Source organism: Halomonas sp. DP4Y7-1 (genome assembly GCF_019800705.1).
Lineage (GTDB): Bacteria > Pseudomonadota > Gammaproteobacteria > Pseudomonadales > Halomonadaceae > Halomonas > Halomonas litopenaei_A.
The window spans coordinates 23,935-46,155 of sequence record NZ_JAHVKS010000002.1 but is presented as its reverse complement, the minus strand read 5'-3'; the positions used below and the strand labels follow the sequence as shown (position 1 = coordinate 46,155).

The 22,221-nt window shown below is 63.2% G+C and carries 20 protein-coding genes; 17 read left to right on the top strand and 3 right to left on the bottom strand.

Going from position 1 to position 22,221, the window contains the following annotated elements:
• Positions 1-36: 36 nt before the first annotated feature.
• Positions 37-1,071 (bottom strand): small ribosomal subunit biogenesis GTPase RsgA, encoded by a 1,035-nt coding sequence (rsgA, locus tag KUV72_RS03800; protein ID WP_206940990.1) that lies wholly within the window; start codon positions 1,069-1,071, stop codon positions 37-39.
• A 93-nt stretch (positions 1,072-1,164) separates the two neighbouring features.
• Here rsgA and orn point away from each other — a divergent pair, with 93 nt between their 5' ends.
• Positions 1,165-1,752: an oligoribonuclease gene (gene orn, locus KUV72_RS03795; protein WP_222237504.1), complete on the top strand. Its 588-nt coding sequence runs from the start codon at positions 1,165-1,167 to the stop codon at positions 1,750-1,752.
• 80 nt (positions 1,753-1,832) lie between these two features.
• On the opposite strand, the gene queG is transcribed toward orn, so the two are convergent.
• Complete coding sequence (gene queG / locus KUV72_RS03790; protein ID WP_222237503.1) at positions 1,833-2,933, bottom strand: tRNA epoxyqueuosine(34) reductase QueG; 1,101 nt, start codon at positions 2,931-2,933, stop codon at positions 1,833-1,835.
• 123 nt (positions 2,934-3,056) lie between these two features.
• Here queG and KUV72_RS03785 point away from each other — a divergent pair, with 123 nt between their 5' ends.
• From KUV72_RS03785 to KUV72_RS03735, 11 genes are all read left to right on the top strand, one after another.
• Positions 3,057-4,607: an NAD(P)H-hydrate dehydratase gene (locus KUV72_RS03785; RefSeq protein ID WP_222237502.1), complete on the top strand. Its 1,551-nt coding sequence runs from the start codon at positions 3,057-3,059 to the stop codon at positions 4,605-4,607.
• Positions 4,588-5,094 carry a tRNA (adenosine(37)-N6)-threonylcarbamoyltransferase complex ATPase subunit type 1 TsaE gene (gene tsaE / locus KUV72_RS03780; RefSeq protein ID WP_222162853.1) on the top strand — a complete coding sequence of 169 codons (507 nt, stop codon included), beginning with the start codon at positions 4,588-4,590 and terminating at the stop codon, positions 5,092-5,094. The genes KUV72_RS03785 and tsaE overlap by 20 nt, the downstream gene beginning before the upstream one ends.
• Positions 5,091-6,530 carry an N-acetylmuramoyl-L-alanine amidase gene (locus KUV72_RS03775; protein WP_206940971.1) on the top strand — a complete coding sequence of 480 codons (1,440 nt, stop codon included), beginning with the start codon at positions 5,091-5,093 and terminating at the stop codon, positions 6,528-6,530. The genes tsaE and KUV72_RS03775 overlap by 4 nt, the downstream gene beginning before the upstream one ends.
• Entirely contained in the window at positions 6,527-8,665 is a 2,139-nt protein-coding gene (gene mutL / locus KUV72_RS03770) for a DNA mismatch repair endonuclease MutL (protein ID WP_222162854.1), read from the top strand. The genes KUV72_RS03775 and mutL overlap by 4 nt, the downstream gene beginning before the upstream one ends.
• 11 nt (positions 8,666-8,676) lie before the next feature.
• Positions 8,677-9,636, top strand: coding sequence for a tRNA (adenosine(37)-N6)-dimethylallyltransferase MiaA (gene miaA / locus KUV72_RS03765; protein WP_222162855.1), 960 nt, complete (start codon positions 8,677-8,679; stop codon positions 9,634-9,636).
• A gap of 126 nt (positions 9,637-9,762) precedes the next feature.
• Positions 9,763-10,008 carry an RNA chaperone Hfq gene (hfq, locus tag KUV72_RS03760; RefSeq protein WP_045993095.1) on the top strand — a complete coding sequence of 82 codons (246 nt, stop codon included), beginning with the start codon at positions 9,763-9,765 and terminating at the stop codon, positions 10,006-10,008.
• An 18-nt stretch (positions 10,009-10,026) separates the two neighbouring features.
• Complete coding sequence (gene hflX, locus KUV72_RS03755) at positions 10,027-11,343, top strand: ribosome rescue GTPase HflX (protein WP_206940964.1); 1,317 nt, start codon at positions 10,027-10,029, stop codon at positions 11,341-11,343.
• Between the two features lie 156 nt (positions 11,344-11,499).
• Positions 11,500-12,753, top strand: a complete 1,254-nt coding sequence (gene hflK / locus KUV72_RS03750; protein ID WP_206940954.1) for an FtsH protease activity modulator HflK — start codon at positions 11,500-11,502, stop codon at positions 12,751-12,753.
• Positions 12,754-13,659, top strand: coding sequence for a protease modulator HflC (gene hflC / locus KUV72_RS03745; protein WP_222237501.1), 906 nt, complete (start codon positions 12,754-12,756; stop codon positions 13,657-13,659).
• Positions 13,660-13,930: 271 nt separating this feature from the next.
• Entirely contained in the window at positions 13,931-15,112 is a 1,182-nt protein-coding gene (locus KUV72_RS03740; protein ID WP_222237500.1) for an ATP phosphoribosyltransferase regulatory subunit, read from the top strand.
• Between the two features lie 158 nt (positions 15,113-15,270).
• On the top strand, positions 15,271-16,566 hold the full coding sequence (locus KUV72_RS03735; protein ID WP_206940948.1) for an adenylosuccinate synthase: 1,296 nt from the start codon (positions 15,271-15,273) through the stop codon (positions 16,564-16,566).
• 80 nt (positions 16,567-16,646) lie between these two features.
• Here the strand turns inward: KUV72_RS03735 and KUV72_RS03730 are convergent, their stop codons facing one another.
• On the bottom strand, positions 16,647-17,369 hold the full coding sequence (locus KUV72_RS03730; RefSeq protein ID WP_222162858.1) for a GntR family transcriptional regulator: 723 nt from the start codon (positions 17,367-17,369) through the stop codon (positions 16,647-16,649).
• Positions 17,370-17,582: 213 nt separating this feature from the next.
• On the opposite strand from KUV72_RS03730, the gene KUV72_RS03725 reads away from it, so the two are divergent.
• The 5 genes from KUV72_RS03725 (at position 17,583) to KUV72_RS03705 (ending at position 22,179) form a co-directional block, all read left to right on the top strand.
• A complete protein-coding gene (locus KUV72_RS03725; RefSeq protein ID WP_206940944.1) occupies positions 17,583-17,867 on the top strand; it encodes a UxaA family hydrolase in 285 nt (94 codons plus the stop codon).
• 2 nt (positions 17,868-17,869) lie between these two features.
• Positions 17,870-19,039 carry a UxaA family hydrolase gene (locus KUV72_RS03720; protein WP_206940942.1) on the top strand — a complete coding sequence of 390 codons (1,170 nt, stop codon included), beginning with the start codon at positions 17,870-17,872 and terminating at the stop codon, positions 19,037-19,039.
• Between the two features lie 149 nt (positions 19,040-19,188).
• Positions 19,189-20,154, top strand: coding sequence for a tripartite tricarboxylate transporter substrate binding protein (locus KUV72_RS03715; RefSeq protein WP_222237499.1), 966 nt, complete (start codon positions 19,189-19,191; stop codon positions 20,152-20,154).
• 10 nt (positions 20,155-20,164) lie between these two features.
• Positions 20,165-21,691, top strand: coding sequence for a tripartite tricarboxylate transporter permease (locus KUV72_RS03710; RefSeq protein ID WP_222237498.1), 1,527 nt, complete (start codon positions 20,165-20,167; stop codon positions 21,689-21,691).
• The gene (locus tag KUV72_RS03705) at positions 21,688-22,179 is read left to right on the top strand and encodes a tripartite tricarboxylate transporter TctB family protein (protein ID WP_222237497.1); all 492 of its coding nucleotides are present in this window, start codon (positions 21,688-21,690) and stop codon (positions 22,177-22,179) included. The genes KUV72_RS03710 and KUV72_RS03705 overlap by 4 nt, the downstream gene beginning before the upstream one ends.
• Positions 22,180-22,221: the final 42 nt, after the last annotated feature.

Sequence of the window (22,221 nt, the reverse complement as noted above, 5' to 3'; positions counted from 1 at the left end):
TCCTTCTGGATCATCCTGACGATAGCGGCGGCGGATTTAGGTCGGGCTATCCAGACTATCGACGATGCGACGATAACTGGCAAAGCGATCGGGGTGAATAGCGCCAGCATCGACAGCATCGAGCAGCGCACAGCCCGGTTCCTGCCGGTGGCGACAATCGCGGAAGCGACACAGGCCGAGGTAGGGTGCGAACTCGATAAAGCCCTCGGTCACCTGGCGCTCGTCCAGGTGCGTCAAGCCAAACTCGCGAATACCGGGGGAGTCGATCAGCTCTCCCGCGGCAAGGCTGTCGCTGGGTGGCGGAAGGCGATAGAGCTGGGCCGTTGTGGTGGTGTGCCGGCCCTTGCGAGAGTCCTCGGAGAGGGCGCCGATACGCAGCTCCTCATCCGGTAGCAGCCGATCAATCAGCGAGGACTTGCCAACCCCGCTTTGCCCGACAAATACGGAGGTGCGGTCGGCGAGCTGAGCATACAGGTCGTCCAGTCCACCCGCGTGAGCGGTGGTCGTGGCGACCACCTGATAGCCAATATGGCGGTAGCGGTCGAGCAGCGCGCGCAGTTCACCGCCTTGCTCGGGCAGCAGATCGGTCTTGTTGAGAACCAGCACCGGCGTAATGCCGGTGGCTTCGGCGGCGACCAGGTAGCGGTCGATGAGACCGGCGTGGGGCTCGGGCTCTACCGCGAAGACGATCAGGATCTGGTCGATGTTGGCGGCCACCGGCTTCAGCAGCCCGCGCATGTCCGGGCGCTCAAGCACATTGTCGCGCTCGCCCCTGGCGACCACCACACCGCTACCGTCCTCGCCGGCGCGCCAGATGACACGGTCTCCGGTGACCAACCCCTCGAGGTTGGCTCGCAGATGGCAGCGAGTCGGGGTATCACCGGCCCGCTCAGCGACATCCAGCGTGCGTCCGAAGTGAGCAATCACTCGGCCGTCGCGTTCCGCGCCGTATTCGCCAGCCGCCAACTTCTCGTCGTCCCGCCCAGCCTTCTTGGCGGCTCGCTCGGCACGTTCGGCCTGGATCTTCTCGATGCGCCAGCGTTGCTGACGGCTCAACTTGCGTTTGCTCATGAGCACCTGATGGTCGGTACAATGGGCGGCATTGTACCTACCCGGACGCCCCCTGTCCCGACAGCGGGCGCCCTACGACGCAAGGAAACGATCATGGCTGATGCATCTGCCGCACAGGCTCCCACCACACCGCGAAGCGATCTGCTGATCTGGATTGACCTGGAAATGACCGGATTGGATCCGCAGCGAGAGCGTATCATCGAGGTGGCGACGCTGATCACCGATGGCGATCTCAATGTCATCGCTGAGGGGCCTGTCATCGCGGTCAACCAGAGTGAGGCGCTGCTGGCCGGCATGGACGATTGGAATACCCGCACCCACGGTGAGTCCGGGCTGGTGGAGCGCGTGCGCAAGAGCACCGTCGACACCGCCGAGGCCGAACGCCAGACGCTGGCCTTTCTGGCGGCCCATGTCGCCCCGGGCAGCTCGCCCATGTGCGGCAATTCGATCCACCAGGATCGGCGATTTCTGGAGCGTGAAATGCCCGAACTCTGGGCCTTTTTCCACTACCGCAACCTGGATGTCTCGACCCTCAAGGAACTGGCCAAGCGCTGGAATCCCGAGGCTCTTGAAGGATTCTCCAAGCGCAACGTGCACCTGGCCATGGATGACATCAAGGAATCCATCGCGGAGCTTGCGCACTATCGCAAGACCTTCCTCAAGGCGAACGTCAACGACTGAATTGCTCAGGGGGCTTTGACGACGCCGTCCTGATTCGCTGGTGTGCTCGGCCAACCACAAGGGCGTGCCAGCGGCACGGGTTACTGGGTCGGAATCAGCGCTGGGCGTTGACGGCGCTGACGTTCCAGCGCCCAGCGCACATGCTCGCGCACCAGCTCGGAGGGGTAGGCCAGGCGCACCAGTAGCGCACTTTCGATGGCGGAACTCCATGGCGCATTGCCAAGCCCCACGGCCAGGTTGCGCAGCCAGCGTTCGTAGCCGATGCGGCGAATCGGGCTGCCGGCGGTACGCTCGAGAAACTGCTCCTCGCTCCAGCCGAACAGGCTCAGTAGCGAGACCCTGTCGAGGTCATGGCGCGGGGCGAAGTCCGTTTCGTGGCTGACTCGGGTGAAGCGGGTGAACGGACAGACCAGCTGGCAGTCATCGCAGCCAAACACCCGGTTGCCCATATCGGCCCGAAAGCGTTCAGGAATGGCACCGTGAAGCTCGATGGTCAGGTAGGAAATACAGGCTCGGGCGTCGACCACCTTGTCGTCGACGATGGCGCCAGTGGGACAGGCGCTACGGCAGGCGCTGCAGCTGCCACAGTGCTCCTGCTCGAAGGGCGCGTCCAGCGGTAGCGGCAGGTCTGTGTACAGCTCGCCCAGAAAGAACATCGACCCCGCCTTGGGGTTGAGCAGCATGGCGTTCTTGCCGAACCAGCCCAGACCTGCCTTGCGGGCCAGGGCACGCTCCATCACCGGGGCTGAGTCGACAAAGGCGCGATAACCGAAGGTGCCGACTTCTGCTTCGATCATCTTCGCCAGGCGCTGCAGGCGCTTGCGCATCAGCTTGTGGTAGTCGCGCCCAGTCGCATAGCGTGACACGTAGGCCCGGTCAGGTTGGCCAAGCACCTTGGTGGTCTCGACCTCCGGCGGCAGGTAGTCCAGGCGTACACTGATGACGCGGATGGTTCCGGGCTCCAGTTCCGCAGGCCGGGTACGCTTGGTACCGTGCTTGGCCATGAAGCCCATTTCGCCGTGGTAGCCAGCCGCCAGCCAGCGCTCCAGATAGGCCTCGTCTTCGCTGAGGTCCACATCGGTGATACCGAGCTGCTGAAACCCCAGCTCGCGCCCCCAGGTGCGAATGCGGGCTGCCAGCTCGTGAAAATCGACGTCGGCGCGCGGAGACGATGCGGACATGAATGAGGACAACCCTGGCAAGATGGCGTAGCGGCGGGCCACCGAGCTTTGCTCAGCACGGGAACCGCTTAGACTGGAAGAAGGGTCGTCATGGTAAAGCATCCGGATCGTAGGGAGAACCGCATGGATAACGTCGACGTCGGCACGCCTGAGCCAGGTCAGACGCCGCTGTACACCGCCGAACAGGTACGTGAGCTCGACCGGCGTGCGATTGCCGGAGAAACGGACGGCTTTGCCTTGATGCATCGCGCCTCCGGTGTCGCCTGGCGCTGGTTGAAGGCGCGCTGGCCAGCCACCAAGTCGCTGAGCGTGCTGTGTGGCGGCGGTAACAACGGTGGCGATGGTCATGTACTGGCAGCCTTGGCGGCCACCGAGGGGCGCCAGGTGCAGCGGGTGTCGATGTGTCCACGTGGGCAGCTGAAAGGAGACGCCTTGCGTGCGGCGCAAATGGCAGATGATGCCGGCGTGGCCTTTGTTGAATGGAATGACGAGCTCGTGGTGGACGGTGAGGTAGTGGTCGATGCGCTGTTGGGCACCGGCTTTACCGGACAGCTCAGGGCCGACTACGCCGCTTGCATTGCCTCGATCAATGCCAGTGGGCGGCCGGTGCTGGCGGTGGATATTCCATCGGGAATTACCGCCGATGGTGGTGCCGAGCCGAGTCTCGCCGTCAAGGCAGTGATGACAGTGACCTTTATCGGCGACAAGCTGGGCCTGCACACTGGCCGCGGCGCGGCGTTGGCCGGCGAGGTGGTCGTGGAGCCCCTGGGTGTCGATGCGCTAGCTCATGACGACATAGAGCCGACCGCCTGGCGACTGCAGTCCGGCCTGATCGAGTCGGCGCTGCCGCCGAGAGAGCGTGACATGCACAAGGGCGCTGCGGGCTTCGCCGGCATCTTCGGCGGTGCGCCCGGCCTGGGCGGTGCTGCGCTACTTGCGGCACAGTGCTGTGCCCGTGTCGGAGCGGGCAGAGTGCTGCTGGCGACAGCTCCCGAGCATGTCGGTGCCAGTCTGGTGCGCTGTCCTGAGGTGATGGCGCGGGGTGTGACCCATGCCAGTGAACTGGACGAACTGTTGGAGCGCTTGACGGTGCTGGCGGTAGGCCCGGGGCTTGGCCAGGGCAGCTGGGGCCAGTCGGTGCTGCAGACCGCGCTGGGGCGCTCCATTCCGCTGGTCCTGGATGCCGATGCGCTTAACCTGCTGGTCTCGCGCTTCTCCGGTCAGCGCCGCGATGACTGGATATTGACGCCGCATCCGGGGGAGGCAGCACGCCTGCTCGGGTGCAGCGTGGCCGAGATTGAAGCGGATCGCCCGGGTGCCGCACGGGCCCTGCGTGAACGCTGGGGCGGGGTGGTAGTGCTCAAGGGGGCTGGCACCCTGATCGCTGGTCCCCAGGGACTCGCGCTGTGTCCCTTCGGCAACCCCGGCATGGCCAGTGGTGGCATGGGCGACACGCTGACCGGCATCATTGCTGGCCTGGTTGCCCAGGGTCCCTCGCTCGATTGGTCACTCGAGCGTGCCGCGAGAGTGGGAGTGCTGGTGCATGCCCTGGCCGGGGATATGGCAGCGCGAGAGGGCGGCGAGCGTGGTCTGTTGGCCAGCGATCTGGCATCCTGTGCACGAAAATTAGTCAATCCGACGATGGGCGAGGAAGATGCAGCTGCGACTCGATGATGAAGACCGCCAGGTCGCACTGGGGGAATGCCTGGGACGAGCCCTGGATGGGCGTGGGCGTGTCCACCTGTCGGGAGAGCTTGGCGCCGGCAAGACCACGCTGGCACGTGGCGTGCTGCGCGCATACGGCCATCAAGGCGCGGTGAAGAGTCCGACCTACACGCTGGTAGAACCCTACGAGCTGGCGCTGCGTGAGGAGCCTCTTACCCTCTATCACTTCGATCTGTATCGCCTTGGCGATCCTGAAGAGCTGGAATTCATTGGTGGCAGGGACCTGTTCGCCGAGGGCAACCTGTGCCTGGTCGAATGGGCCGAGCGCGGTGAAGGCTGGCTGACCCCGCCGGACCTGGAGGTAGCGTTGAGCCACGCGGAGCCCCGGGGGCGCCGGGCCCACATCAGCGCGCTGACCGCCTATGGCAGCGAGGTGCTCGAACGCCTGGCGCAGCAGATCAGCGGCGACGTGCGGTTGGCAGGGGGCAAGGCATGATGCGTCAGCTGTTGACTCTGGTCGGGGGGCTGGGGCTTGCCGTGGTCTGCGCGGCGACCCATGCCGCCAGCGTCGATAACATGCGTCTGTGGGCGGCGCCGGACCATTCGCGTCTGGTGTTTGACCTGTCTGCCGCGGCCACCGCCAATGTATTCGAGCTCGATAACCCGCGCCGGCTGGTCATCGACCTGGGGGATACCAGCCTGGCGGCCGATCCCAACAGCATGGACCTGTCGAACAGCGCGATCAGCGCTGTGCGCACCGGCGTGCGCGAAGGCAACGATCTGCGCGTGGTGCTTGAATTGAGCCGCGCCATCGAGCCGCGTCACTTCTCGCTGGCGCCGAACAATCAGTATGGCCACCGCCTGGTGGTGGATCTCGAATATCCGGGCGAAAGTGCGGTGGAAGACCCCATCGACCCGATCGAGTCGATGATCCGTGAGCAGGAAATCGCCGCGGAACGTGCCAAGACCGTAGCCGTGGCGGAAGGGCGCGATCCGGTGGCCGCTGCGCCGGTGGTGGATGCCGCCCAGCCGCACCCCAAGCGTGACATTATCATCGCGGTGGACGCAGGCCACGGCGGCGAGGATCCTGGCGCGATGGGCCCCAGTGGCACCCGCGAGAAGGATGTCGTGTTGCAGATGGCGGATCGCCTGGCCCGCCAGTTCAACGACACTCCCGGCTTCAAGGCGGTGATGATTCGTGACGGCGATTACTACGTCGGACTGCGCCAGCGCACCTTGATCGCCCGGGAGCAGAAAGCGGACTTCTTTGTGTCGATTCATGCCGATGCCTTCAATAGCCCCAGGCCCCACGGCAGCTCGGTGTTTGCGCTGTCCCAGAGTGGCGCGACGTCGGAGACGGCGAAGTGGCTGGCCGCTGCCGAGAACCGGTCCGACCTCATCGGCGGTGTCGATGGCAGCCTGTCGCTGGATGACAAGGACCAGGTGCTGCGCGGGGTGCTGCTGGACCTGACCATGACAGCGACGCTGAATGATTCGCTGACGATCGGCGATGAGGTGCTTAGCCGTATTGGTCGCATCAACGATCTTCACAAGCCCCGCGTCGAGCAGGCTGGCTTCGTGGTGCTGAAGTCGCCGGACATTCCCTCGTTGCTGGTGGAGACAGGCTTCATCTCCAACCCGGAAGAAGAGCGGCGACTGAGAGATGGCGCCTACCAGCAGCGCATGATGAGCGCTGTCTTCGGCGGGATTCGCGCGCACTTCGAGCGTAACCCGCCGCCGGCCAGCCTGCTGGCCTGGCAGCGTGACCAGGGGCGCTCGACGGCGTCCAACGAGTACCGTATTCAGCCCGGCGACACTCTGTCGGCCATCGCCTCGCGTCATGGCGTGGCGTTGAATGCGCTCAAGCAGGTCAATGAGCTGTCTGGCGACGTGATTCGTGTGGGGCAGGTATTGAGGATTCCCAGTTCATGAATGATCCCCAGCACGTATCCAGCAACGATGTCGGCCGCCGTGGTGCTCAGGACGAGACCCCAGGCGGTGGGCATCGCTTGAGCGACCCGGAGGCACAGCAGGATGCCCGCCGGCGTATTCAGATCCTCGATCCGCGCCTGGCGAACCAGATTGCCGCCGGTGAGGTGGTCGAGCGGCCAGCGTCCGTGGTCAAGGAACTGATCGAGAACGCCATCGATGCGGGAAGCTCGCGCATCGAAGTGGATATCGAGTCGGGCGGTGCGCGGCTGATCCGCATTCGCGACAATGGTTCCGGCATCGGGGAGGACGATCTGCCGCTGGCGCTGTCGCGGCATGCCACCAGCAAGATTCTTTCGCTGGAAGAGCTGGAAGGCGTGGCCAGTCTGGGCTTCCGGGGGGAGGCGCTGGCATCGATCAGTTCGGTGTCACGGCTCGAGCTGACCTCGAATGTACAGGACGACCCCCAAGGTGGCTGGCGGGTGGTGGCGGAGGGCCGCCGCATGGAACCCCGCGTGACACCGGCGCCGCACCCCAGGGGCACCTCGGTCGCGGTGCGGGATCTGTTCTTCAATACGCCGGCCCGGCGCAAGTTCCTGCGCACCGAGAAAACCGAATTCAATCATGTGGAAGAGGCGTTTCGGCGTCAGGCGTTATCGCGCTTTGATATCGGCTGGACGCTTCGCCACAACCAGAAGACGATCCACCAGTTGCCGGTGGCACGGGACGATCACTCGGTGGAGCGACGCCTGTCCTCGCTATTGGGCAAGAACTTCCTGGACAACGCCCTGACGCTTGATATTGCCACCGGCAGTCTCAGGCTGTGGGGCTGGGTTGGCTTGCCGACCCATTCGCGGGCCCAGGCGGATCAGCAGTACTTCTTCGTCAATGGACGTGTGGTGCGAGACCGTCTGGTGGCTCACGCCATTCGCCAGGCCTACCGCGACGTGCTGTTCAATGGCCGTCATCCGGTGTTCGTGCTGTATCTCGACGTCGACCCGACCGTGGTGGACGTCAATGTTCACCCGACCAAGCACGAAGTGCGTTTTCGCGACGGTCGCATGGTGCACGATTTTCTGTTCTCGAGCCTGCATCGCGCGCTGGGAGAAGCTCGTGCTGGCCAGCGCGATGGAGGCGCCGAGGGACACGACCAGGGCTACGCCAAGCGCGATGATGGCCTGGACGTTGACCCGGAGACCGGCGAGATTCGCGAACCAGCTGCAGCATCCTCCCAGGCCAGGTCAGCCGAGGCGTCGTCGCCCTCCTGGCAGCAGCAGCCCATGGCGCTGCACCCGCGCAGGGAAGAGGGAGAGTCGAACGTGACCCCGGATCGGGTGCGGGCGTTCATGGACGGTTATCGCAAGCTCCATCCCGAGCATGAAGAGAGCCTGTTGAACCCGCAGCCTGGTGCCCCAGGCGCAGGGGGGATGGCCGCCGAGACAGCGCTGGCCGAAAGACGCAGGCCTGAACCGATCAGCATGCCTCGCGATGGCCAGGTCGCCGGACAGCATGGGATGAACGCCCCGCAGATGCCCGAGGAAGACGCCACCCAGGCGCCGCCGCTGGGCTATGCCATGGCGCAGCTGCACGGTATCTACATTCTGGCGCAGAACGCCCAGGGTCTGGTGCTGGTGGACATGCACGCCGCCCATGAGCGGATTGTCTACGAACGCATGAAGACCCAGGTACACGGTGGAGCGCTGGATGCCCAGCCGCTGCTGGTACCGGTGTCACTGGCGGTCAGCGGGGCCGAGGCGGAGACCGCGGAGCGAGAGCGTGACGCCTTTGTGCGACTGGGGGTGGAGCTGGATGCCGCCGGTCCTGAGACCCTGCTGGTGCGCCAGGTGCCGGCGCTGCTGGCCGATGCGGATGTCGAGCCGCTGGTGCGTGAAATGCTGTCTGACCTGGAGCGCTATGGCCGCTCGGACAGGATCGAGGCGCATATCAACGAAATGCTGTCGACCATGGCCTGCCACGGTAGCGTGCGCGCCAATCGTCAGCTCACCGTCGCCGAGATGAATGCGCTGCTGCGGGACATGGAGCGCACTGAGCGCAGCGGTCAGTGCAATCACGGCCGTCCCACCTGGACCCAGATGAGCCTCAAGGATCTGGACAAGCTGTTCCTGCGAGGCCAATGATGAGCAAGGACATGGCCGCAGAAGCGGCCGCGACAGTGGATCAGCGGCCGCTGGCAGTGCTGCTGATGGGCCCCACCGCGGCGGGCAAGACCGACCTGGCCATCGATATTCGCGAGCGTCTCGACGGAGAGATCATCAGCGTCGATTCGGCCATGATCTACCGCGACATGGATATCGGGTCGGCCAAGCCGTCTGCACAGGAGCTGGCGCGGGCGCCCCACCGCCTGATCGACATCTGTGACCCTGCCGAGTCTTACTCCGCGGCGCAGTTTCGCGACGATGCCCTGGCCGAAATGCACGATATCGCGGCCCACGGCAAGCTGCCGCTGCTGGTGGGGGGCACCATGATGTATTACAAGCGCCTGGTCGAGGGCGTGGCCAACTTGCCGGCGGCGGACGACGAGGTGCGACGCCAGCTGCAGCAAGACGCTGAGCGTGAGGGGCTGGAGGCGTTGCATCGGCGTCTGGCAGAGGTGGACCCGGCCTCGGCGGCGCGGATCCATCCCAACGACCCCCAGCGTTTGATGCGTGCCCTGGAGGTCTACGCGTTGGCGGGTCGGCCAATGAGTGAGCTGTGGCGTGAACAGCGCCGTGAAACCTTTCCTTTTCGGCTGTTGTCCATAGGTCTCGCTCCTGCCGACCGTTCGGTGCTGCACCAGCGAATCGAGCGCCGTTTTTCGCTCATGCTGGATGCGGGCTTCCTCGACGAAGTCGCCGCCTTGAAGGCACGAGGAGACCTGTCGCTGTCGATGCCTTCGATGAAGAGCGTCGGCTACCGTCAGGCCTGGCAGTACCTGGACGGCGAATTTGATCGTGACACCTTCGTCCACCGGGGCGTCGTCGCCACCCGTCAATTGGCCAAGCGTCAATTGACCTGGCTGCGGAGTTGGCCTGAACTGACATGGGTGGATCCGCTGGCGGGCAAGCCCGCCGAGCGGCTCCTGAAACTCGTGCGCAGCGCTGGGACTTAGCGTAAGATAACGATTTCGTGTGGCCGCTTTCAGGGTCCCGCAGAATACTGTGATGTCCGTCGCCTTGAAGGCAGGAGCGGGCGCCACCATAACCTAAAACCCTAAGACACCTTCAGGGAGAGCAACATGTCCAAAGGGCAGTCCCTTCAAGACCCGTACCTGAACATTCTGCGCAAGGAGCGCATTCCGGTATCGATTTTCCTGGTCAACGGCATCAAGCTCCAGGGCCAGATCGAATCCTTTGACCAATTTGTCATCCTGCTGCGCAACACCGTCAGCCAGATGGTGTACAAGCACGCTATCTCCACGGTGGTGCCGTCACGCAACGTGCGTCTGCCGGCCCAGGATCCTGCGGCGCAGCCGGAGAGCTGATATTTCGTGAGGTATTGATTGTTTTTTGAACGTCCCGACGCCGGTGAAACGGCGGTGCTCGTCCACATTGATTTTCAGGACGAGAAGGAGCGCGAAGATCCCGGTGAGTTCCACGAGCTGGTGAGGTCTGCGGGTGCCGAGCCCGCGACGCTCGTCACCGGCTCGCGGAAGCGTCCTGACCCCAAGAGTTTCGTGGGGTCGGGCAAGCTGGAGGAGATCGGCGAGGCCTTGGCAGTGCACAAGGCGGAACTGGTGATCTTCAATCACGCGCTCAGCCCCTCTCAGGAGCGTAACGTCGAGCAGGCACTCAAGTGCCGGGTGCTCGATCGTACGGGCCTGATCCTTGATATCTTCGCTCAGCGCGCGCGTACCCATGAAGGCAAGCTGCAGGTGGAGCTGGCCCAGCTGGAGTACATGTCCACGCGCCTGGTGCGAGGCTGGACGCACCTTGAGCGTCAGAAAGGGGGTATCGGCCTGCGTGGCCCGGGTGAGACCCAGCTCGAGACTGACCGTCGCCTGTTGCGGGCACGGATCAAGTCGATTCACAAGCGGCTGGACAAGGTGCGCAGTCAGCGCACGCAAAATCGGCGGGCACGTTCTCGTGCGGAAATCCCGAGCGTCTCGCTTGTGGGTTATACCAACGCCGGTAAATCAACGCTTTTCAACAGCTTGACGGCGTCTGAGGTCTATGCGGCGGACCAGCTGTTCGCTACTCTCGACCCTACGCTGCGGCGCTTGAACGTCGAGGACGTGGGGCCGGTGGTACTGGCGGACACGGTCGGCTTTATCCGGCACCTGCCGCACAAGCTGGTGGAAGCCTTCCAGGCCACCCTGCAGGAGGCCGCCGAGGCCAGCCTGCTGGTGCATGTCATCGACTCGGCGGACCCGGATCGTGAGCTCAACGTCACCCAGGTGGACGCCGTGCTCGACGAGATTGGTGCGCTGGATGTGCCGTCGCTGAAGGTGATGAACAAGATTGACCTGTTCGACAGCTCGCCGCGCATCGAGCGTGATGAGCATGGTGTGCCTCAGACCGTATGGCTGTCTGCCCAGAAGGGGTTGGGGCTGGACCTGTTGACGCAGGCCCTGACCGAGCGATTGGCTGAGGACATCATCGACTTTTCCCTGACCCTGACGCCGGAGCAGGGCAAGCTGCGCGCCGCCTTGCACGAGGTGAACGCGGTGCGGGAAGAGTCCTTCGATGAACAGGGCAGGACTCAGCTGGAGATTCGCTTGCCGCGGCGCGATTTCAATCAGTTGATGGCTCGCCTGGGTGAGCGTGTTAATGATTACCTTCCCGACGCACTCAAGGAGCGTGACGTCTGGGAAGCGTGAACCGATCCGTCAGACGGGTCGGCTAGAGCGTCGCCCGGATGGCGACGCCACAAGGGAAACGCTGGATGGACGTCGAGCGCAGAGGTCTGTGCAGCGTGACCCAAGGATCGCAATCGATGCGCCTCGTGACGCGGGGGCACAGAGTGGAGACGACGTATGGCCTGGAATGAGCCTGGTGGCGGCAACGGCAACCAGCACGATCCCTGGAGTGGCGGGGGGCGTCGAGGCGGCAATGGTGGCGGTAACCGCGGCGGTGACAACCGTGGCGGCGATAACCAGGGACCACCTGATCTGGATGAAGCCCTGAAGAAGTTTCAGGACAAGCTCAATGGCATGCTGGGTGGCCGAGGCGGCAAGCGTGGCGGTGGCAGCGGTGGCAAGGGCGGCGGCAATCGTCCGCGCAACACCTTTGCGCTGCCGGGCCTGCTGATCGTTATCGGTCTGGCTGTCTGGGCGGCCAGTGGCTTCTATCTGGTAGACCAGTCCGAGCGTGGCGTGGTTCTGCGCTTCGGCAAGTTCCAGGAAGTCGTGACGCCGGGTCTGCAGTGGAATCCGCCGTTGATCGACGATGTGCGCATGGTCAACGTGACCCGCGTGCGCTCTGTCAGCCAGACCCAGTCCATGCTGACACAAGACGAAAACATCGTGTCCGTGGAAATGTCGGCCCAGTACCAGGTCGCAGATCCCCGCGATTACGTGCTGAACGTGCGTGATCCGGAGCTGTCGCTGGAAAATGCCCTCGACTCGGCCCTGCGTCATGTGGTCGGCGGCACCGACATGATCGACATCCTGACCTCCGGTCGTGAGATTCTCGGCAGCGCCGTGGCCAGTCGTCTGCAGACCTACCTGGACAATTATGGTACGGGCATCCGTCTGGTGACCTTGAACGTCGAGTCCACCTCGCCCCCCGATGCGGTTCAGGATGCCTTCGATGACGTTATCCGGGCGCGTGAGGATCGTCAGCGTACGATCAACCAGGCCATGGCCTACGCCAATGCCATCATCCCGGAAGCACAGGGTCAGGCGCAGCGTATCGTTGAGCAGGGCCAGGGCTATCGTGAGTCGGTGGTTGCCGAGGCCCGCGGTCAGGCCAACCGCTTCACGGCATTGCTGACCCAATATCGTGATGCGCCTGAGGTCATGCGTGAACGCCTGTACCTCGACACCATCTCCGAGGTGCTCGGCCAGACCAGCAAGGTACTGGTGGACGTCGATCAGAACAGTCCGTTGATGGTACTGCCGATGGACCGCCTTGGTCGTGGCGGCAGCAGCCAGTCCTCATCCGAAAGCGCCAGCTCGCTCGATCCGCAGGTGCTGGAGCGCCTTCGCGCCGAGAGTGGCTCTTCGAGCGCCAATTCAAGTTCCAGTCGCAGCGGCCGCGACAGTGGTATTCAGCGGGAGGGTCGCTAAATGATCAATAACCGATCCCTGCTCATCGTCGGTGGCCTGGCCGCCGTGGCCTGGCTAGCCAGCAACAGCCTGTACGTGGTCGACGAGACCGAACGTGCGGTCAAGCTGCGCTTCGGTGAAGTCATCGAGGAAAACATTCAGCCGGGTCTGCACTTCAAGGTGCCGATCACCCAGACCATCCGCAAGTTCGATACCCGGGTGCTGACGCTGGATACTGATGCCAGCCGCTATCTGACCCAGGAACAGAAGGCGGTGATCGTGGATTCCTACGTGAAGTGGCAGGTGGTCAACCCCACCCGCTACTACGAGGCGACGGCAGGGGATGAGCTGATGGCGGTGCGCCTGATCCAGCCCCGTGTCGACGAGAGCCTGCGTAACGAATTCGGTCAGCTGAATCTGCAGCAGATCATCTCTGAAAAGCGTGATGAGCTGATGTCTGGCCCCACCGAAGAGCTCGATACCCTGATGCAGGACGAGCTGGGTGTTGCCATTCTCGACGTTCGCGTGAAGCGTATCGATCTGCCGGAGGATGTGTCTTCCGCGGTGTACGACCGTATGCGCTCCGAGCGTGAGCGCGAGGCACGGGAATGGCGCGCTCAGGGTCAGGAAGAGTCCGAGCGTATTCGCGCCAACGCCGATCGTCGCCGTCAGGTGCTGCTGGCCCAGGCCAACGAGCGTGCCGAGACACTGCGCGGTGAAGGTGACGCTGAAGCCGCCGCGATCTACTCCCAGGCATATCAGGGCGACACCGAGTTCTACCGCTTCTGGCGCAGCCTCAATGCCTACCGTGATTCCTTCGCGGAAGGCGAGGGCAACATGATGGTGCTGGACCCGTCCAGTGACTTCTTCCGTTACCTGAAAAGCGCCAATCCCGATGCTGGCAGTACGCCTCGGGTGGTGAACTAGATCAGATGGCTGCTACTCGCAGGGGCGAAAGACGCCCCTGCGGGGTTCAACTGGCGGCCAAACGTGATAGAATCCGTCAACCGGGCGTGGCCCGGTTTTTTTGTGGCCGACATTCCCCGACATCGCTGAGTTCAACGCGTTCGCCTGCACGCCGAAGTCCTTGATTCTTGTCCCAAGACGAATCACCGGAATTCACTTGTGCGCGAGGTTTGGCGTGCGTGCGGGACAGGCAAAACGTCACAGCAAGATATCGACCAGGCAGGATATCGACATGACCATCGCTGACCGCTGGCTTCTGCCCGACGGCATGGACGAGGTGCTTCCTCCTCAGGCCAGCCGGATGGAGGAGCTGCGCCGGGCGCTGCTCGACCTCTTTCATCTCTGGGGCTACGACCAGGTGATGCCGCCTCCCGTGGAGTTTCTCGACTCCCTGTTGACGGGTACCGGCACGGACCTGGATCTCCAGACCTTCAAGCTTACCGACCAGCTCACCGGCCGCATGATGGGGGTGACGGCGGACGTCACGCCACAGGTCGCGCGGATCGACGCGCACTCGCTTAAACGCGAGGGGCCGGTACGCCTTTGCTATTGCACCAATGTGCTGCGCGCCAAGGCCGACAAGCATCAGGGCGGACGTAGCCCGGTGCAGGTCGGTGTCGAGCTGTTCGGCAGTGCCAGCCTGGCCGCCGACCTCGAGATTCTGCGCCTGGCGCTGGAAAGCCTGGAGGCCTCGGGTGCCGGTGAAGTTCACCTGGCGCTGGGCCATGTGGGTATCTACCGTAATCTAGTGGAAGTGGCTGGCTTGGATGCGGAGGCGGAGTATGCGATTTCCGCGGCCTTGGCGCTCAAGTCACCCGGTCAGCTGGAGGCCGAGGTCGCGCGCACCGTCAGCGATCCGGCGCTGGCCACCATGTTTCGTACCCTCGGCGAACTGCACGGCGGCCCCGAGGTCCTCGACCAGGCCCGCGAAGCCTTTGCCGAGGCGCCGCAGGCCGTCAATGATGCCCTCGACAAGCTCTATGACCTGTACCAGGGCGTGCAGCGCGAGCATCCCGAGGTAGACTGCTACTTTGATCTGGCTGAGCTGCGTGGCTATCAGTACCACACGGGCATGATGTTTGCCGCGTATGTGCCGGGATATGGTCAGGCACTGGCCAAGGGCGGTCGCTATGACGATACCGGTCGTGCCTTTGGCCGCGCCCGTCCGGCGACAGGCTTCTCCATGGACCTCAAGCTGCTGGCTACCCTGGCCACCAAGGATCCGGCCGGAGATAGCGTGTGGGCGCCTGCTGATGAGGGCGCTCCAGGGCTCGACGAGGCGGTACAGAAGCTTAGGCGACAGGGCCGCCGCGTGATCCAGGGCCTGCCGGGACAGCGTGCTCCAGGGCACGACTGCAGCGAGCAGCTGGTCGCTAGAGGACAGGAGTGGGTGCTAGAACCCCTCACCACGTAACGCCAGAGTAAGGTGATGCCTTCTCACGAAGGCCGAATCGGGGCGCCGGGGTCTGGCGCTGACACCGACAGTGGCGCCACGCAAACGCTGTCTCCAGTCGCGATTCGCGAGCTGTGCAGTGTTTCCCCAAGGCGCAACCAAGAGAGACGAGAAGAGCAATGGGCAAGAACGTAGTCGTACTGGGTACCCAATGGGGCGATGAGGGCAAGGGCAAGGTCGTTGACCTGCTGACCGAATCTGCCTCCGCCGTGGTGCGTTTTCAAGGCGGTCACAATGCCGGCCATACGCTGGTGATCGACGGTGAGAAAACGGTCCTCCACCTGATTCCGTCCGGCGTTCTGCGCGAAGACAAGACCTGCGTCATCGGCAACGGCGTGGTGCTGTCTCCTGAAGCGCTGATCAAGGAAATCCGTGAGCTCGAGAGCAAGGGCGTGCCCGTGCGCGAGCGTCTGCGCCTGTCGCCAGCCTGTCCGCTGATCCTCGACTACCATGTGCGTCTTGACCAGGCCCGCGAGAAAGCGCGCGGCATCGCCAAGATCGGCACCACCGGTCGCGGCATTGGTCCGGCCTACGAAGACAAGGTTGCCCGTCGCGGTCTGCGCCTGGGTGATATGCTGCACCGCGAGCGGTTTGCCTCCAAGCTGGGCGAAGTGCTGGACTATCACAACTTCGTGCTGACCAAGTATCACGGTGAAGAGCCGGTGGACTTCCAGGCGACGCTCGAGAGCGCCATGCAGATGGCTGAAGAGCTGCGTCCGATGGTGGCCGACACCGTCAGCCTGGTGCACGACCTGCGCAAGGATGGCGAAAACATCCTGTTCGAGGGCGCCCAGGGCTCGCTGCTGGACATCGACCACGGCACCTACCCCTACGTCACCAGCTCCAACACCACCGCGGGTGGAACGGCCACCGGCTCCGGCGTTGGTCCGCTGTACCTGGACTACGTGCTGGGTATCACCAAGGCCTACACGACTCGCGTGGGTTCCGGTCCCTTCCCGACCGAGCTGTTCGATGAGCATGGCCGTCACCTGGCCGAGAAGGGCCACGAGTTTGGTGCGACCACCGGTCGTGCCCGTCGTTGCGGCTGGTTTGACGCCGTGGCCCTGCGCCATGCGGTACAGATCAACTCCGTCTCCGGCATCTGCCTGACCAAGCTGGACGTGCTCGATGGCCTCGAGAACATCCGTGTCTGCGTCGGCTACCGCAGCAAGGACGGCGACGTGCTCGACAACCCGGTGGACTCCGAGGGCTACGAGGCCGTCGAACCGGTCTACCAGGACCTGCCCGGCTGGAGCGAGTCCACCCTCGGCGTCAAACGCGTCGAAGACCTGCCCAGTGCCGCTCGTGCCTACATCAGCTTCCTTGAGGAGCAGGTCGGTACCTCTATCGACATCATCTCCACCGGCCCGGATCGCAACGAGACCATCGTCCTGCGTAATCCTTTCGGGGCATAAGCAGCAAGACCGTAAAAGGCCGGCAATGATGCCGGCCTTTTTTGTCTTTTTGACCCGCCCATTAGCTGCCGTCAGCCACTCTACAGCTCATTGAAATAACAATGATGGCGTGTCTCGCAACGGGATACGCGGTATTCCAGTGCCTGGTCCTGAATATCCTTGGCAATGCGCCGAATCTCCAGAATCGGTGTTCCTTCCGCAATGCCCAGATGGGTCTGCTCATCCTTGCTTGCCGCCACCGCAAACAGGCGCTCCTCGGCGTGGCTTACGTTGCTGCCAAAGCGCTGCTGATACAGCTGGTACAGCGTGTTGGGCAGGGTTTCCGGATGGCTATCCAGCGTGGCAAATCGCTTGGCACATACCACCACATCCTCAAGCAGTGCGGGGGTGCCTTCGAGCTCTCGTACCCGTTGAATGTGAATGACCTCAGCGCCATGGGCGAGTGCCAGTGCCTCACGTTCTTGTTCGCTTGCCTGGCGCTTCGTTCTGACCAGGATTCGCGACGTCGGTAGGGATCGCGTGCCGTCCAGTCGTGTGAGGTGGAAGAAGCGAAATAGCGAGCTGTCCTGATCGTGGGTGGCGACCACGGTTCCCTTGCCCTGATAGCGAATGACCACATTGTCGCTGGCCAGGGAGTCCAGTGCCTTGCGTAGTGTGCCCACGCTGACCTTGTACTCGTTGGCGAGCGCGGATTCGCTGGGAATAAACGTGCCGGGCGCCCATTCGCCGGACACGATGCGTTGCAGCAGGACGTCCTTGATCTGCTGATAGAGCGGGCGATAGCTGAGGTTGGGTTGTTCCATCGGATGTCCTTTCTTCGTTCCGCGAGGTCCGGTGCTTGCTGGACAGTATAGCGGTGGCCACCTGTAGATGATACTTGACTGTACTATATCCTATGTCCTATACATGAGTTGTGAGGGCGGCAAGCGTCGCCCGAGACCACCCGGCCATGATCAGGCCGTCCGGTCAGCTGGCGATATCACAACGTCAATAACATTCGTTCAGGAGAGCACAGCATGAGCATCGATTTTGTGGTTCACGATGCCGACGACAGCGTCGGGGTCGTGGTGGTGGAGGGGATCAAGGCAGGGCAAACCCTGACCGGCTGGGTGATGCACCAGGACCAGACCGTGACCTTTGCCGTCAGCAATGACATTCCAATTGGCCACAAGCTGGCCACGCGAGATCTGGCCGAGGGCGACACCGTGATCAAGTACGGGGTGGACATCGGTCGGGTGGTCAAGCCGATCAAGCAGGGTGAGCACCTTCACGTCCACAACGTCAAAACCAAGAGGTGGTAAGCATGGAAATCAAGGGACGCAAGTTTCAGGGATATCGTCGCGAGAATGGCCGGGTGGGCGTACGTAACCACGTTATCGTGCTGCCGGTGGATGATATTTCCAACGCTGCCGCCGAGGCCGTGGCCAATAACATCAAGGGCGCGCTGGCGCTGCCGCACCCTTATGGTCGACTGCAGTTCGGTGCTGACCTGGATCTCCACTTTCGCACGCTGATTGGTACAGGCTGTAACCCCAACGTGGCAGCGGTGATCGTCATCGGCATTGAGCCGGGCTGGACCAACAAGGTGGTGGATGGCATCAAGACCACCGGCAAGCCGGTCGAGGGCTTCTGGATCGAACAGAATGGCGATCACAACACCATCTGCGCCGCCTCCAAGAAGGCCAAGGAATTCGTCCAGTACGCCAGCGAGATCCAGCGTGAAGAGTGCGACATCAGCGAGCTGTGGGTGTCCACCAAGTGCGGCGAATCGGACACCACCTCCGGCTGCGGTGCCAACCCTACCGTCGGTGATGCGTTCGACAAGCTGTATGACGCGGGCTGCACCTTGGTGTTCGGTGAAACGTCAGAGCTGACTGGTGGTGAACACCTGGTGGCTGAGCGCTGCGCAACGCCGGAAGTACGCCAGCAGTTCCAGGCAATGTTCGATCGCTACAGCGCCATGATTGATCGTCACAAGACCAGTGACCTGTCCGAGTCCCAGCCGACCAAGGGCAACATCGAGGGCGGCTTGACCACTATCGAAGAGAAGGCGCTGGGCAACATTCAGAAGATCGGTCGTCGCTGCAAGGTCGATGGTGTGCTCGACAAGGCCGAGACCCCGGACAAGCCAGGGCTATGGTTCATGGATTCTTCGTCCGCGGCCGCCGAAATGGTCACGCTGTGCGCGGCTGCTGGTTATGTGGTGCACTTCTTCCCGACCGGCCAGGGCAACGTGATCGGCAATCCCATCCTGCCGGTCGTCAAGATCTGCGCCAACCCGCGCACGGTGCGCACCATGAGCGAGCATATCGACGTGGATGTGTCCTCCATCCTCAAGCGCGAGATCAACATGGAAGAAGCGGGTGATCAGCTGCTCGAGATGATGGTGCGCACGGCCAACGGCCGACATACCGCCGCCGAAGCGCTGGGTCATCGGGAGTTCGTGTTGACGCGTCTCTACGAAAGCGCCTGAGACCGCGACACTGCTAGTGCAAGGTCCTCCCGGCAGTGGTCGGGAGGTTCGACGCGTTTGGAAAAGAAAGTTGTGCAAGAACGGCGAGCGATGTGGGCTCGCCACTCAGATCCTGACCACCCCATAACGACAATATCAGGAGTCACGTCATGCGCCTTTCCACTACCTTCACACTGACTGCGATGCTGGCAGCATCCTCCCTTGTCGCTCCGCTGGCGATGGCGGAAGCCGAGGACTTTCCGTCGAAGGATATCCAGTATGTCATTCCCTTTGGTCCCGGGGGCGAGTCCGATATCAGCGCCCGCCTGCAGCAAAAGTACTTTCAGGAGCTGACCGGCGAGCAACTGGTCATCCAGTACATGCCCGGAGGCGGCGGAGCGGTCGGCTGGTCGCAGCTCAATGACATGTCTGCCGATGGCTATACCATCATGGGGACCAACCTGCCCCATATTGTGCTCAAACCCATGGGCAAGGATGCTGGATTCGCTACCCAGGACATCCATAACTTCACCTTCTTCCACTATTCACCGGATGCCATTCTGGTCAATGCCGACAGCCCTTATCAGACCCTTGAAGAGCTGGTCGAAGCGGCGCGCCAGGCCCCTGGCGCCGTGACCTTTTCGGGCAGCGGCACCTACAGCGCCAATGACGTGGCCAATACGCGTTTTCAGCAGCTGGCGGACGTGACCACCACCTATATTCCCTTCAAGGGCACCGGCGCTGCCGTCACCGCGCTGCTCGGTGGCCAGGTTCAGGCGGAGTGGGGCTACACCACGGTCGCCGCCAATCATCAGGACAAGGTGCGCATGCTGGCGGTCGCGGCCGACGAGCGGCATCCGCTGTTCCCCGATGTTCCGACCTTTCAGGAACTGGGCTACGACATGGTAGGCGGTGCCTACCGTGGCATGGCGGTGCCTGCTGGCACCCCCGACGCGGTCACGGCCAAGCTGTCGGAGATCTTCGGCGAGATCAATCAGAACCCGCAGTTCCGCCAGGAAATGGAGGATCTGGGGTTCGTCCTGCTGGATGTCGGCAATGATGAGGTAGCGGATTTTCTGGTGGAACAGAGCGCCCAGTACGAGACCAGTGCACGAGAACTCGGCTTGATCGATTGAGGTTACGATCATGGAGCTCATCACTCATGCTCTCGGCGCGCTGTCGCCGCTGAATCTTGCGCTGGCCTTGCTGGGCGTCATCGCCGGCATCGTGATCGGCGCGCTGCCAGGGCTATCTGCCACCATGGCGGTGGCCGTGCTGGTCCCTGTCACCTTCGGCATGGCGCCTGAGTCTGCGCTGATCATGCTCGGTGCCATCTATACCGGCGCCATCTACGGCGGCTCCTATTCCGCCATTCTGGTGAACACGCCTGGGACACCCTCGGCGATTGCCACCACTTTCGACGGCTATCCCATGGCGCAGCGGGGTGATGGCGATCTGGCCGTCACGCTGTCGACCATTGCCTCGGTGGTGGGGGGGCTGGTGGGGGTGCTGGCGCTATTGCTGCTGGCCCCCTTGCTGGCCCAGGTGGCTCTCAGCTTTGGCCCGGTCGAGTATTTCTGGCTGGCGATCTTCGGGCTCACCCTGATCTCTGCGCTGTCCGAGGACTCGACCCTGAAGGGCTTCATGGGGGCTGGCCTGGGACTGTTGCTGTCCACGGTCGGCGTCGCGGTGATTGGTGGTGATATCCGCTACACCTACGGGATGCCGGTGTTGCTCGGCGGCATCGAGACCGTGTCGGCGCTGATCGGACTCTACTGTATTCCGGTACTGATCGACCTGGTGGCGACCCCAGCGGCTCATCTTAAAGTCGACGACGCATCCCGCGGCGTACGCTTCCGCGAGGGCCTGGGCGAGGCGATCAGGGGCAAGTGGAACCTGCTGCGCTCTGCGACCATCGGCACCGGCGTGGCGATCCTGCCTGGTGCCGGTGGCTCCATCGCCAGTCTGGTGTCCTACTCCGAGGCGCGTCGCGTGGCCAGGGACCCAGGCTCCTTCGGCAAGGGCAACCCACAGGGCGTGCTGGCGACCGAGTCTGCCAACAATGCCACCGTGGGCGGAGGGTTCATTCCTACGCTGGTTCTGGGCATTCCCGGCACGCCGCCGGATGCGGTGATCCTGGGGGCCTTGCTGGTGCAGGGATTTCGTACCGGGCCGGAGCTGTTCACCACCAACGCCGGCATCACCTACACCTTTGTGGCGGGGCTGTTCCTGGCGACCTGCCTGTTGCTGCCATTGGGCCTGTTGATCGGGCGCTACGCCTTCAAGTCGATCATCGCCATTCCCAAGGCGCTGCTGGTACCCACCATTGCCTTCATGACGGTGATCGGGACCTACGCCATACGCAACAGCGCCAGCGACGTCATGATCATGCTTTGCCTGGGCGTGGTGGGGTGGGTGCTGAACCGCTATGGCTTTCGGCCCTCACCCATTGTGCTGGGACTGATTCTGGGCCCCATCGCCGAGCAGGGTTTCGTCCAGGGGTTCTTGATGGGACGTGCCAGCGGCTCCGTGGTCGGCACCTTCTTCGGAGGGCCGATCAGCCTGATCATCATCGCGCTATCGCTGTTGAGCGTCTTCTACCCGTTGGTCAAGGCGCGCCGCGTCGCCAAGCGGCAAGGCAACAACAGCCTTAACGAGGAGGTGTCGTCATGACGGCTGACAAGTCGATGCGTGCCGTACCGGCCGCCCGCTCTCGCGCCAGTGAGGTGCTGTTGCCCGTGCTGTTTATGGTGGGCGCTGGCCTTTGCCTGTGGGGAACCCGCCAGATGAGCCAGTTGGGCGCAGTGTTTCCTGCGGTCATCTCTGCAGGGGTGATGGTAGCCGCCGCACTGCGGCTGGCGCAGTTACTGCTGCGCGGGGTGGTCGCAGGGAGCCCGGCGGGGGGAGGTTCCAGGCCTCGACGCCTGGCGCTGGTCGGGGTCATGTCGGTGTGGGCCCTGGCACTGCCATGGCTCGGGTTTCTGCTGACTGGCCTTGGCAGCTTCGTGGCCTTGATGGCGGTGGCGCAGTATCAGCAATGGACGCTCAAGCGCTTGGCCGGACACCTGTTGGCCGGCTGTCTGCTGGTGGCGTTCTTCTATGTGCTCTTCGCCGTGGTACTCAACGTGCCACTACCTACGGGACGCTGGCTTGCGGCATGACCCCACCCACACCCTGTCGTCCCCTGTGGCGGTCGAGATGTC